This is a genomic window from Frankia sp. BMG5.60, assembly GCF_059428125.1.
This window is the reverse complement of record NZ_CM182091.1, coordinates 4,728,539-4,740,926: the sequence shown is the minus strand read 5'-3', so window position 1 is coordinate 4,740,926 and position 12,388 is coordinate 4,728,539. Positions and strand designations below refer to the sequence as shown.

Sequence of the window (12,388 nt, the reverse complement as noted above, 5' to 3'; positions counted from 1 at the left end):
GGTGTGGAGGGCAACCCACGTGTGGCGCGCCACGCCCACCCCGGCGGGGCTGCGGATGGGCGCGTTCGATTGAATCTCAGGATGGACACACAGCCCGTCGCGGTCCCCCCCGGCGCGGACCTGCCGGCGCTGGCGGCGGCCGCCGCGAGCTGCCGGGGCTGTGACCTCGCCGAATTGCCCGGTACCCGGACCGTCTTCGGTGCGGGCCCCGCGCGCACGTGGCTGGTAGTGGTCGGTGAGCAGCCCGGAGACGTCGAGGACCGCCGTGGCCAGCCCTTCGTCGGCCCCGCCGGCAAGCTGCTCGACCGGGCGCTCGGCGAGGCGGGGCTGGAGCGGGCCGAGCTGTACGCGACGAACGCCGTGAAGCACTTCGGCTACCGCACGGGCAACGGACCCCGGCGCATCCACCAGACACCGCAGGCGCGGCACGTCACCGCCTGCCGTCCCTGGCTTGCCGCCGAACTGAACGTCATCCGGCCGTCGCTGGTCGTCGTGCTGGGCGCGACGGCGGGTGCGTCCCTGCTCGGGCCGTCGTTCCGGGTGACCCGGATGCGCGGACGGCTGCTGCCCGGGCCGCCCGGGTCGAACGCCCGGCTGCTCGCCACCCTGCACCCCAGCGCCGTGCTGCGGGCGGACCCGGCGAGCCGGGACGAGGTGTACGGCGGGTTTGTCGCCGACCTGAGGATCGCCGCCGAGGCCCGGCCTGCCCCGGTCGGCGGCGAGCAGGGCTCCCCGCCCGCCTGACCGGCCCGGCTGCCCGATCGGACGCCCGCCTGGCTCCACCCCGCCACCTGAACGAGCCGGCCACCTGAACGAGCCGGCCACCTGGACAAGCCCGCAACCTGGACAAGCCCGCAACCTGGACAAGCCCGCAACCTGGACAAGCCCGCAACCTGGACAAGCCCGCAACCTGGACAAGCCCGCAACCTGGACAAGCGGCCGCCTGGACGGGCCGAGTCGGCCGGCGGATTCGGAGTCGCCAGTCAGGCGACGATGTCGACCGGAGTGCCCAGCGGGACGGTCTGGGCGAGACGGGTGATCGCGTCGTTGCTCAGCCGGATGCAGCCGTGGCTGACATCCTTACCGATCATCTTCGGTTCGTTCGTGCCATGCAGGCCGATCACTGGCTTGCGGCCGTCGAACGAGCTCAGCGACGTGGAGAAACCGTTCAGACCGAATGCGTACGGGCCGTACGGGCCGTTCGGGTTGCGCGGCCGAAGCAGCTCCATCAGGTAGAAACGGCCGCCCGGGGTCGGCGTGTCGGTGGTGCCGATGGCCACCGGCTCCTGCGCGATCTGCTTGCCGTCGCTGAACACCTGCAGCAGGTGGTGACCGCGGGACACGACCAGCCGGTAGGGCGTCTCCGACGCGCTGACCTGGTCGGCCTTGACCCAGCCGGTGCTGCCGTTGGGCTGGACGGGCAGCATCACCTGCCACCAGCCGGGCATCTTGGCCTGGACCAGGAAGACCCGCCTGACGCCGTTCTCGTTCGGACTCGCCAGCGTCGACGATGGCTGGGTGTCCGTGGGGGCGCTGTAGATGTCAATGCTCGTGCCGACGGCGGTGACCACCGTGCTCTTGCTCTGCCCGAGGCCCGCGATCGCGGCGAGCTGGTTGCGGACCTGCGGTGAGAGGTTGGTGGCGGCGTCGTGGCTGCCGTCGCCACCGCCACACCCGGTGAGCACCACGCCGCCGAGGACGGCCGCGAGGATTCCCGCGGCCGTCCTGGAGCTGAGCCGGTTGATGGTCATCCGGTGTAGTACGGCTCGGCCGTGACGGAGCTGCTGGCGGCGGGCGCCGCGACCGGCAGCGCTGCGGGCACCGGGATCGCCGGCGGTGCGCTCGTCGCGCCGCCGCAGTTCGACACGCCGACGGTGGGCACGGTCACGAGCAGGAGCTTCGTCTCGGCGTCCCAGGGCGAGCCGACCACGGCGAGGGCCTTCGACGGGATGTCGACGGTCTGCTTCGGACCGATGTCGAGGATGCCGCCGCCCAGGTTGGTGTCGAACCAGCCGAAGCCGAAGCTCTTGTTGCCGGTGTTCTTCAGCTTCCAGGCCGGCTCGCTGCCGTTGCAGGTGAAGGTGAGGACGAGGGGGTTCACGTCGATGTCCTCGACGCCGTTGATCTCCTTGTCCAGCGGCACCTTGAACGGCAGCAGGTCGAGGAACCCGTCGAGGGTCGGGTCACCGGTGCCGCCGGTCGACGCCGCCGCAGCGGCCGGGGAGGCCGAGGCCGAGGCCGAGGCGTTCGGGTCGACGCTCGCAGTGGCGCCGGCCACCGGGCTCGGCGTGGCGCTCGGGTCGACGCTCGGGGTCGCGCTCGGGCTGGTCGCGGCCAGTGCGGCGGTGGTCGGGGTCGGCGATGCGCTGGAAGACGCGCCGACGGTCGCGGGGGCGGTCGGAGTCGGTGAGCTGACGGCGGCGGTCTCGGTCGGCGTGGGTGACGGCGTCTGGGCGGACGCCGGCGAGGCCAGCGCGATCGCTGCCACGCCGAGAACGCCGGCCACCACGGCCCGCATTCGAGTGCTGCGCATGAATCCGTCTCCCTCGACATCTGCCGGGTCAGGAATACCTCGACGGGAAGCTTTGATCGGAAAGAAGATAGCAACGCGGTCGACGTCCCGGTACGTCCGGGTCGGTCGTAGCGGGACCGTTGGGTGAACGGCGCGGTGATTCGTGGTCATCCGGTGGTGTTCGCCGCAGCCGAGTGGCGTCCGGATGAACCCCGACGCTGAACGACACCGAACTGCGAACAGTGATCGGCTCGGATGAACCGGTGACCGCGCCGCCGCGGCAATGGCGCCCCGTCACGGCCGACCGCAAAGCCGTCGCGTTCGCCGCCGGTATCCGCGTTCGCAAGCGGTATCCGCGTTCGTCGGCGGTATCCGCGTTCGCGGCGCGTTCGCCGCCGGTATCCGCGTTCGGGGGAGGCGGCGGGGTTCGGTGCCCCGCCGGCGTTCGATGCTCCGCCGGTCGCCGCCCAGATCCGCTCGGCCGGTGGCTGCGCCGGCGGCGAGGTTCCTGGCTCCGTCCCACTCCCGGCCGCCCCCCGTCCGAGTCGCCCCTGTCCGAGTCGCCCCTGTCCGCGGCGCCCCGCGTGGGCTGGCCCGTTTCGGCCGTGCGCCCTACCCCGTCGGCGCGGGACGGCGCCCTGTCCGTCGGCACGGGTTGGCGCGCTGGCCCGGCCCGTGGCCGCCGCGGATTCCGGCATGGCGGTTCCGCGTCGAGGGAGCGGCTGAACCCGACAGGCTGTACGTGCCTTCATCTCAGCCGCGTCCCCTAGGGTCCGGCCGGTCGAGTTCAGCCTGCGGCGGGGCGGCCATGGAGGCACGGCCGCGCCTCACCACGCGGAGACATCGGCGGGTTGTGCGTCGGGTCCGCGCGGTGGGAATCCGGCTGCGGACGGGCGGTTCCGAACAAATGTCGCCGGGACACCGGATCCGGAAAACCGGCCGGATTCGGGGAGGCGATTCATGTGGGCGGCGGCGTGACCACCCGGTGCCGGCGCACCGGTTGTCGCCGGACCCGACCGGCCGCAATCACACCGGTCGGCGACGGCGTCGCCGGCACCCCCGCCGAGAGCGTGGACGACAGGGCGGTAGCCGGGATCAGCCTGGGCCGGGTGAGAGCCGGGTGAGAGCCGGGTGAGAGCCGGGCGGGGGCCGGGTGCGAGCCGGGCGAGGTCGGGGCGGGGGCCGGGTGTCAGGGGGACAGGCGTTCGACGGCCCAGCGGTCCGCGGTGGAGGCACGGCGGTAGCGCAGCCGGTCGTGCAGCCGGTTCGTCCGCCCCTGCCAGAACTCGACGGTGTCGGGCACGAGGCGCAGCCCGCCCCAGAACGGCGGGGTGGGCACCGGGGTCCCCGCGGGCCAGCGGGCCGCGAGCTCGGCGGCGCGGGTGTCCAGGACGTCCCTGGACTCGATGATCTGCGACTGGTGGCTGGCCCAGGCACCGAGCTGGGACCCGCGGGGCCGGGAGGCGAAGTAGTGCTCGGTCTCGGCCCGGCTGACGCGCTCCACCGCGCCGATGGCCACGACCTGCCGTTCCAGGGCATACCAGGGGAAGACCAGCGAGCCGAAGGGATTCTCGGCGCTCTCCCGACCCTTGCGGGAGGTGTAGTTCGTGTAGATCACGAAGCCGCGGTGGTCGAAACCCTTGAGCAGTACCGTGCGGGCGCTCGGCCGGCCGTCTGCGGACGCGGTGGCGAAGACGGCCGCGTTGGCCTCTGGGACGCCCGCGCCCGCGGTGCTCGCGTCGGCGAACCAGCGGGCGAACTGCTCGACCCAGGTCGCCGCAAGCTGTTCCGGTTCCAACCGACCGGTGTGGTAACTCTGCCGCTGCCCGGCCGGGTCTGGCCTGTCCGGGAGGTCTCCGCCGGCGGGAGAGTCCGTGCCGGCGGGAGAGTCCGTGCTGGCGGAGAAGTCTGTCCTGGCGGGGACGGCTGTGCTGGCGGGGACGGCTGTGCTGGCGGGGACGGCTGTGCTGGCGGGGACGGCTGTGCTGGCGGGGACGGCTGTGCTGGCGGGGACGGCTGTGCTGGCGGGGACGGCTGTGCTGGTGGGGACGGCTGTGCGGCGTGGGGAGGCACCGGACGGCGGGATGGAGGCCATCGAAGGATCGTGCCAGCCGCGCCCCCGCGCTCAGCCGAGCTCGCGCAGGACCTCGGCTACCCCGCGATCCCAGTTGGTGGTCAGGTCGAGGCAGGGCCGCCCGCCGAGCCGGGTGGGGGCCTCGGCACCGGAAAGGGTCACGGGCAGCATGATGATCCCGCGAGACGAGAGGTCCGCGGCGAGCGCCGGCAGGAATTCCTGCGCTATCCATGGTGCGTGAATTCCGAGGGTGGAGTGGCCCAGCACGAGAAAATCCGCGGTGGCGAGGGTGTCATTCATGAACATGGGCACGGTATCGCCGATGCGCACCTCCCAACGGTCCAGGTGCACCGCATGGCCCACCGCGTTGACCGCCCGCCCCAGCCGTTCGGCGCTGGCGATGTCCGCCGCGCGATGACTGATGAAGACGAACGCCATGATCTCCCGAGCTCCTGGTCCAGTTTTTGCGCAGCGTGACCGCCGGTCGGGCGGGCCATTTCCTCCTGCCGACCGTAGCGCGGCGAGATCTCCGCTGGTCGGCCGTCCCTGACGTCACTTCCGGCAGCTTGTTGCAAATAGCCGCACAAACGGACAAAGTGACTGTGAGGGATCTCATAAATTGTCGTGTGAGTGTGTCAGGGTTGGTGAAGTGTGAGGCTGCGGCGAGCGTCAGCGGGCCGGCTGGAACGGCGCGAAGCGGCGGCGCTCTGGCGCGTCCGGATGCCGCGGGGCAGGATCGGATGGAGCAGGACCGACGAGGCAGGCACGGCGGGCCGCCGGTCGAAGCGACAGATCGCCGGTCGAACCAACAGACAGAAGCGGAGATCCGGACTCGATGGCCGAGAAGACGAGCGATTTCAAGCCAGGTCTGGAGGGCGTGATCGCCTTTGAGACGGAGATCGCCGAGCCGGACAAGGAGGGCAGCGCGCTGCGCTACCGCGGGGTCGACATCGAGGACCTCGTCGGCAAGGTGGACTACGGCCACGTCTGGGGGCTGCTGGTCGACGGTGCGTTCGAGCCCGGGCTGCCGCCGGCCGAGCCGTTCCCGGTGCCGGTGCACTCCGGTGACATAAGAGTGGACGTGCAGAGCGCGCTGGCGATGCTCGCCCCCTACTGGGGCCTGGGCCAGCTCATCGACATCGCCCCTGAGCAGGCCCGCGACGACCTCGCCCGCGCGTCGGTGGTGGCGCTGTCCTTCGTCGCCCAGTCCGCCCGGGGCCTGGGGCAGCCCGCGGTCCCGCAGAAGGAGGTGGACCGCGCCCGGACGATAACGGAGCGGTTCATGATCCGCTGGCGTGGCGAGCCGGACCCGAAGCACGTCCAGGCCGTCGACGCCTACTGGGTGTCGGCCGCCGAGCACGGCATGAACGCATCGACGTTCACCGCGCGGGTGGTCGCCTCGACCGGCGCCGACGCCTCGGCCGCGCTGTCCGCCGCCGTCGGTGCGCTGTCCGGGCCGCTGCACGGCGGTGCACCCTCCCGGGTGCTCGCGATGCTCGACGAGGTCGAGCGGACCGGGGACCCGCTCGGCTACGTCCGCCGTGCCCTGGACCGCAAGGAGCGGCTGATGGGTTTCGGGCACCGGGTGTACCGCGCGGAGGACCCGCGCGCCCGGGTGCTGCGCCGCACCGCGCGCGACCTCGGCTCCGACCGCTACGAGGTGGCCGAGGCGCTGGAGGCGGCGGCGATCGAGGAGCTGACCAACCGCTTCCCCGACCGCCCGCTGCGCACGAATGTGGAGTTCTGGTCGGCCGTGGTACTGGACTTCGCACAGGTGCCCGCCCATATGTTCACGTCCATGTTCACCTGCGCCCGCACCGCGGGCTGGAGCGCCCACATCCTCGAGCAGCAGCGCACTGGCCGGCTGATCCGCCCGTCCGCCCGTTACGTCGGCCCGGACCCGCGTCCGCTCGGCGACGTCGTGCCGGGGGTGCCCCGTGGCTGACGCCGCCGCGATCGAACTGCCAGACAGCCTGCGCCCGGCCGACGGCCGCTTCGGCTGCGGCCCGTCGAAGATCCGCCCGGACGCCGTCGCCGCCCTGGCCGCCAGCGGCGCGACCTACCTCGGCACCTCCCACCGCCAGAAGCCGGTCAAGGGCCTGGTCGGCCGGGTGCGGGCGGGGCTCGCGGAGCTGTTCTCGCTGCCCGCGGGCTACGAGGTCGTGCTCGGCATCGGTGGCGCCACCGCCTTCTGGGACGCCGCCGCGTTCAACCTGGTCCGTACCCGGTCGCAGCACCTCGTCTTCGGCGAGTTCGGCGGAAAGTTCGCGGACACGACGAAGGGTGCGCCGTTCCTGGCGGAGCCCTCCGTGGTGTCCTCGGACCCGGGCACGCACCCGGACTGGGCGCCCGAGGCCGGCATCGACGTCTACGCCAGCCCGCACAACGAGACCTCCACCGGCGTCGCCCGCCCGGTGCGCCGCCCGGTCGGCGCCGACGCCGGCGCCCTGCACCTGGTCGACGCCACCTCCGGCGCCGGTGGCCTGCCCGTCGACGTCTCCGAGGCCGACGTCTACTACTTCGCGCCGCAGAAGAACTTCGCCTCCGACGGGGGCCTGTGGACGGCGCTGTTCTCCCCGGCGGCGATCGATCGGCTCGCCGAGATCGCCGCGACCGACCGGTGGATCCCGCCGTTCCTCGACCTCACCACGGCCCGCGACAACAGCTCCAAGGACCAGACGTACAACACTCCGGCGGTGGCGACGCTGTTCCTGTTCGCCGACCAGATCGAGTGGATGCTCGCTCAGGGTGGCCTGGAGTGGTGCGTGCGGCGCACCGCCGAGTCCTCGTCGATCCTCTACACCTGGGCGGAGAAGACGGCGTACACGACGCCGTTCGTCGCCGACCCGGCGCAGCGTTCCCAGGTCGTCGTGACGATCGACTTCGACGGCGTCGACGCCGCGGCGGTGGCCAAGGTGCTGCGGGCCAACGGCGTCGTCGACGTCGAGCCGTACCGCAAGCTCGGCCGCAACCAGCTCCGCGTCGCCTGCTTCCCGGCGATCGAACCGGCCGACGTCGAGGCCCTGACCGCCAGCATCGACTACGTCGTCGAACGCCTGTAGTACCCAGGCTCTGACGAATTGCCGAGCGGGTCGGGGAGTGTTCGCTTCTCGGCCCGCTCCGGGCCTGCGTCACGTTCGTGGACGCGTGCCGCCCGCTTCGATGAGATAGTTGGCCAAGGCCGAGACAGCGCTGGAGGGGTTCGGCCCGCGGGTTCCAGGAGCGCACTCGGGCGCGGCTTGTTCTGCTCTGCCACAGGCTGCGGGGTAGTTGCCGAATGGAAAGCTGGCGGGTAGCGCCTTGTTTCGATGACCATGGCCGCGAAGAATCTGCCGGAGCCGGTCGCCACTCGCATGCGCCGTATGGTCCGCGTAGTGCCAGAGTAACCAAATTTCGAAGCACGGGTTGCTGACAGCGATCTTGACCCCTGCCGAGGACGCGAGGGCGATCGCACGGTCTAGCGTTGCATGTGCGTCGACATCTACCACGCACCAGCAGGCGTCCACATCTCCCGCCCGCTCCCGATGGGACATCGCACTGCGGACCACCGTCTCGGGATCACGTCCCGTTCCGATGACCTTCGGCTTGATGACCCGGACACCGGTTGCACGGATCGCTCGTGCCAACCCGTTGAAGTAATCGGGTTCGGTGCGTTCGCCCTCGGTGACAATGATGATCCGTGGTCGTTCCGTCCGAGTCCCTCGCCTGCGCCGGAGTTCCGATTTGCCCGGTTGACCCGCGGGGCTCATGTTGCAACCCGGCCCAGAATCCCTGCGAGCGCGTCGGGGTCCACCAGCGGCACGGCTCCGTACCGGCCGTCGAGGTACCTCTTGGAGAAGTTGTCGGACCGGCGGGTCGGGTATTCCGCCAGTGAGTAGAGCTCGGTTGCTCCATCCGAGTTCTTCTCAGCGAACCAGATCTCATCGGGTTCGAGCGCGGCCGGGAACGACGGGCTCATGAAGCTCACGTCGTGGGTGGTGAAGACGATCTGCGCCCCGGACTTGTTGATCTCCGGCGCCTTGAACATCCCGACGAGAGCCGCGGCCAGGTGGGGATGCAGGCTGGCGTCCAGCTCGTCCACCAGGAGGACGCCGCCGTCCTGGAAGGCGTGCAGCGCGGGCACGGCAAGGCTGATCCAGGCGAGCGTGCCACTGCTCTGGTCGACCTCGGGTATTTCGAACTCTGCTCCGTCGGCGGTCGTATGCACGAAAGAGAGCCTTTTTCCGACCGCGGCGATCGCGCGTGCGTTGACGTCATTTCTGCGTTCATCGTCGTCGGTGGCGAGGATGGTCTTCAGGATAGATTGCCGCCCCCGATCGCGAACCACCACGCTCTTGATGCCGAGATCGGCCATCTTGAGTAGCGCGACCGTCTTTTCTCGAGAGTCCTTGTCCTCGACGACGTCTCTGACCAGGCGGAGTCGGGTTCGTCGGTCAAATTCCGTGTACCTGGCGTACTGGATATGGCGGGTGATCTGATGCTGGACGCGTTGCAGAAATTTCTGATTGGAGTTGGCTGCGACCGAGAGGAAGAGGCTGCGTGGGCGCAGCAGACTGGCCGCCAGAGCCTTGTCGCCGGGGAGGTGGTTGCTGAATGAGATTGGAACATCTCCGGTGGAATTGCGTACAAACAGCCGTCGCCGCCTGCCTTCCGGGTAGCTGTAGAGCCATTCGCTGTGGACGCCCTGGTCTGTGCATCTGAACCCGTAGTCGTAGCGGACGTCATCCACGGTCAAGGAAAACTCGTAGAATGAAGGTTGCGCTTCCTCGGTCTTGGTCAGCCGAAAAGGTTGATATGGGAAGCTTTCACTCTCGGCCCAGGTGGTGGCTGAATGGCGAACTGCGTTGATGGCGAAATCGAAGGCGTCGAGCAGATTTGACTTCCCGGCCGCGTTGGCGCCGTAGATGGCCGCTACGCGGGTGGTCGCGCCGGTCCAGTCGCCGTCAGGTGGGGTGATCGTCCGCAATGAGGACGAAACGAGCGAAAGTTCCGCTTCGTCCCGGATTGACCTATGGTTGGCCACCCGGAAGCGCAGAAGCACCTCTGGCCTCCCTCTGGGCACGGTTTCGGTCCGAATCTCGGCGAACTTCCCCCGATTCGCGTCGGTAACTGAGGTCGATCGTACAGTCGGCGCCTGTCGACAGCTAGCGCCTTACTGGTGGGCGGGCCCCCTTGGGCGACAGATGACGCTGGTGCCTCCCTGACCACCGCGCCAAGCGCGACCAGGGAAACCGACAAGGCCGGCGAGCTGGACAGCTCGCCGGCCTTGTGTCGATCATCTGAAGGCGCTCGCGCGTGGCTCTGGCAGGCGGCTGGAGTGCCGCAGACCACGCTGACGCCGGGTGTCGCTCAGCGCAGGGGGCGCTCCGGGGCGGCCTGGGCGGCCTGGGCGGCGATCGGGTCGGCCTCGGTGTCGGCGATCGCGCCGCGGTCGTCCATCGGGACGTACGGGCGCTGGTCGTAGCCGACGTAGAGCTGGCGCGGGCGGGCGATCTTCTGCTCGGGGTCGAGCAGGCCCTCCTCCCACTGGGCCAGCCAGCCGGGCATCCGGCCGATGGCGAACAGCACCGGGAACATCTCCACGGGGAAGCCCATGGCCTGGTAGATGATGCCGGTGTAGAAGTCGACGTTCGGGTAGAGCTTGCGAGCGATGAAGTACTCGTCCTCCAGCGCGATCCGCTCCAGCTCCATGGCCAGGTCCAGCAGCGGGTTCGTGCCGGTGACCTTGAAGACCTCGTCGGCGACCTGGCGGATCACCCTGGCGCGCGGGTCGTAGTTCTTGTAGACCCGGTGGCCGAAGCCCATCAGCTTCTTCTTGCCGTCCTTCACCTGGGCGATGAAGGAGGGGATGTTCTCTACCGAGCCGATCTCGGCGAGCATCCGCAGCACCTGCTCGTTCGCCCCGCCGTGCAGCGGGCCGTACAGCGCGGCGATCGCGGCGGCGGCCGCCGAGAACGGGTCCGCCTGCGAGCTGCCGACGGCGCGCATCGCGTTCGCCGAACAGTTCTGCTCGTGGTCGGCGTGCAGGATGAACAGCACGTCGAGGGCGTGCTCCAGGTTCGGGTCCGGCTCGTACTTGAGCTCGGTGGCCTTCCACATCATGTTGAGGAAGTTGCCGGCGTAGGACAGGTCGTTGTCCGGGTAGACGTACGGGAAGCCGACCGAGTGCCGGTAGGAGTACGCCGCCAGCGTCGTGATCTTGGCGATCAGGCGGACGATCTGCAGCCGCCGCAGGCCCGGGTCGTCGATCGTCTTGGCGTCCGGGTAGAAGGTCGACAGCGCGCCCACGGTGGACACGAGCATGCCCATGGGGTGGGCGTCGTGGTGGAACCCGTCGATGAACTTCTTGATCGACTCGTGCACCAGGGTGTGGTGCGTGATCTCGTCTTCCCAGGTCGACAGCTCGTCGGTGGAGGGAAGCTCGCCCGCCAGCAACAGGTAGGCGACCTCCAGGAAGCTGCTCTTCTCGGCGAGCTCCTGGATCGGGTAGCCGCGGTAGCGCAGGATGCCGGCGTCGCCGTCGATGTAGGTGATGGCGCTGCGGCAGCTCGCGGTGTTCGTGAACGCCGGGTCGTACGCCATCAACCCGAAGTCGTCGTCGCCCGTCTTGATCGAACGCAACGCACTCGCGCGTACCGTGCCGTCCGTGACCGGGATCTCGTACGTCTTACCGGTTCGGTTGTCGGTGACGGTCAGTGTGCTGACCTGCTCGGACACGCCGGGCTCCTCTCGCGGTGGCGATGCCGCTGGTGACGGCTCTGGCCCCAGCCGGGGCGCGCATCCGGGTACGGAGCGCTCACGCCGGTTTGCTGGCTCACATGGTTCTTCCCAAGTCTGGCCGTTCGCGGCTGCACATGCGCGTGATCGGTGAGCCTCATCCCACGTGTGCTGCGCCACCCCTTGGCGGAAAACACATCCCCTGGCTGCGGTGATGGGGCGCGGCACGCTCGGTGAGCATGCGGCCGGCCACCGCGCGGGTGGATTGCACCTACCCGAACGGGGAGAAGCCACTCTGGTGCCCGGGGCCACTCGTCGAGCGGGTTCCCGGCGTGATATCGGATGACGCGCCGGCGGGGGTTCCCGCGGCGGCACCCGGCTCGCCCGGGCCGGCGGCGGCGTTGCGCAGCCAGGTGAGCACGGCGAGCACCCGACGGTTGTCGTCCGTGGACGCCGGCATCCCGAGCTTGCTGAAGACCCCGGCGATGTGGTTCTCCACGGTCTTGGGCGCCAGGTGCAGGCGGGCACCGATGCCCTGGTTGGACCGGCCCTCGGCCATGTGCGCGAGCACCGTGCGCTCCCGCGGGGTGAGCTTGGCCAGCTCGTCGGCACGCCGCCGGTGGGCCAGCAGGCCCGCGACGATCTCCTCGTCGAGCACGAGGCGACCGTTGATCACCCGCCGCAGCGCGTCCTGCAGCGCCCCGACGTCGTCGACCCGATCCTTGAGCAGGTAGCCGAGGCCACCGCTGCCGTCGCCGAGCAGGCGCAGCGCGTAGGGCGTCTCGGCGTAGGTCGACAGGACGAGCACGGCGATCGCGCGGTGCTGGGCGCGGATCCGCTCGGCCGCGACGAGACCCTCGTCGGTGTACGTGGGGGGCATTCGGATGTCGAGGATCACCGCGTCCGGCCGGCTGCGCCCGAGCCCGCGGATGAGGTCCTCGGCGGTGGCTGCCTGCGCCACGACCTCGGCGCCCGCGGCGGTCAGGAGCATCGCCAGCCCCTCGCGGAACAGGGTCGAGTCGTCCGCGATCGCTACCCGCACGGGTCCGTTCTCCTCTGCTCGGTGCTGGCCGGCCGTCTCGGTG

Annotated in this window: 11 protein-coding genes; 3 read left to right on the top strand and 8 right to left on the bottom strand. The window is 70.2% G+C overall.

The features are described from left to right. Positions 1–81: 81 nt before the first annotated feature. The gene (locus tag AC5R91_RS19500; protein WP_495392770.1) at positions 82–744 is read left to right on the top strand and encodes a UdgX family uracil-DNA binding protein; all 663 of its coding nucleotides are present in this window, start codon (positions 82–84) and stop codon (positions 742–744) included. 239 nt (positions 745–983) lie between these two features. On the opposite strand, the gene AC5R91_RS19495 is transcribed toward AC5R91_RS19500, so the two are convergent. The 4 genes from AC5R91_RS19495 to AC5R91_RS19480 form a co-directional block, all read right to left on the bottom strand. Continuing rightward, positions 984–1,751: a L,D-transpeptidase gene (locus tag AC5R91_RS19495; protein WP_495392769.1), complete on the bottom strand. Its 768-nt coding sequence runs from the start codon at positions 1,749–1,751 to the stop codon at positions 984–986. After that, a complete protein-coding gene (locus tag AC5R91_RS19490) occupies positions 1,748–2,533 on the bottom strand; it encodes a hypothetical protein (protein WP_495392768.1) in 786 nt (261 codons plus the stop codon). Before AC5R91_RS19490 ends, AC5R91_RS19495 begins: the two co-directional genes overlap by 4 nt. Before the next feature lie 1,168 nt (positions 2,534–3,701). Then, positions 3,702–4,310, bottom strand: coding sequence for a pyridoxamine 5'-phosphate oxidase (gene pdxH / locus AC5R91_RS19485; protein ID WP_495398006.1), 609 nt, complete (start codon positions 4,308–4,310; stop codon positions 3,702–3,704). A gap of 327 nt (positions 4,311–4,637) precedes the next feature. Continuing rightward, positions 4,638–5,024 carry a toll/interleukin-1 receptor domain-containing protein gene (locus AC5R91_RS19480; protein ID WP_495392767.1) on the bottom strand — a complete coding sequence of 129 codons (387 nt, stop codon included), beginning with the start codon at positions 5,022–5,024 and terminating at the stop codon, positions 4,638–4,640. Between the two features lie 397 nt (positions 5,025–5,421). Here AC5R91_RS19480 and AC5R91_RS19475 point away from each other — a divergent pair, with 397 nt between their 5' ends. Beyond that, entirely contained in the window at positions 5,422–6,531 is a 1,110-nt protein-coding gene (locus AC5R91_RS19475; protein WP_055750573.1) for a citrate synthase 2, read from the top strand. Next, complete coding sequence (gene serC / locus AC5R91_RS19470) at positions 6,524–7,648, top strand: phosphoserine transaminase (protein ID WP_495392766.1); 1,125 nt, start codon at positions 6,524–6,526, stop codon at positions 7,646–7,648. The genes AC5R91_RS19475 and serC overlap by 8 nt, the downstream gene beginning before the upstream one ends. A 69-nt stretch (positions 7,649–7,717) precedes the next feature. Here the strand turns inward: serC and AC5R91_RS19465 are convergent, their stop codons facing one another. The 4 genes from AC5R91_RS19465 to AC5R91_RS19450 all read right to left on the bottom strand — a co-directional run bounded on the left by AC5R91_RS19465 (position 7,718) and on the right by AC5R91_RS19450 (position 12,345). Next, positions 7,718–8,335 (bottom strand): RloB family protein, encoded by a 618-nt coding sequence (locus AC5R91_RS19465; protein WP_495392765.1) that lies wholly within the window; start codon positions 8,333–8,335, stop codon positions 7,718–7,720. Beyond that, the gene (locus AC5R91_RS19460; RefSeq protein WP_495392764.1) at positions 8,332–9,627 is read right to left on the bottom strand and encodes an AAA family ATPase; all 1,296 of its coding nucleotides are present in this window, start codon (positions 9,625–9,627) and stop codon (positions 8,332–8,334) included. Before AC5R91_RS19460 ends, AC5R91_RS19465 begins: the two co-directional genes overlap by 4 nt. A 308-nt stretch (positions 9,628–9,935) precedes the next feature. Continuing rightward, a complete protein-coding gene (locus tag AC5R91_RS19455; RefSeq protein WP_495392763.1) occupies positions 9,936–11,303 on the bottom strand; it encodes a citrate synthase in 1,368 nt (455 codons plus the stop codon). 271 nt (positions 11,304–11,574) lie between these two features. Continuing rightward, the gene (locus tag AC5R91_RS19450) at positions 11,575–12,345 is read right to left on the bottom strand and encodes a response regulator transcription factor (RefSeq protein ID WP_495392762.1); all 771 of its coding nucleotides are present in this window, start codon (positions 12,343–12,345) and stop codon (positions 11,575–11,577) included. Positions 12,346–12,388: the final 43 nt, after the last annotated feature.

Excerpts from the sequence above, each read along its gene's own strand:
- AC5R91_RS19500 (WP_495392770.1), top strand. The coding sequence starts at position 82 with ATGGACACACAGCCCGTCGCGGTCCCCCCCGGCGCGGACCTGCCGGCG.
- AC5R91_RS19495 (WP_495392769.1), bottom strand. The coding sequence starts at position 1,751 with ATGACCATCAACCGGCTCAGCTCCAGGACGGCCGCGGGAATCCTCGCG.
- AC5R91_RS19490 (WP_495392768.1), bottom strand. The coding sequence starts at position 2,533 with ATGCGCAGCACTCGAATGCGGGCCGTGGTGGCCGGCGTTCTCGGCGTG.
- AC5R91_RS19480 (WP_495392767.1), bottom strand. The coding sequence starts at position 5,024 with ATGGCGTTCGTCTTCATCAGTCATCGCGCGGCGGACATCGCCAGCGCC.
- AC5R91_RS19475 (WP_055750573.1), top strand. The coding sequence starts at position 5,422 with ATGGCCGAGAAGACGAGCGATTTCAAGCCAGGTCTGGAGGGCGTGATC.
- AC5R91_RS19465 (WP_495392765.1), bottom strand. The coding sequence starts at position 8,335 with ATGAGCCCCGCGGGTCAACCGGGCAAATCGGAACTCCGGCGCAGGCGA.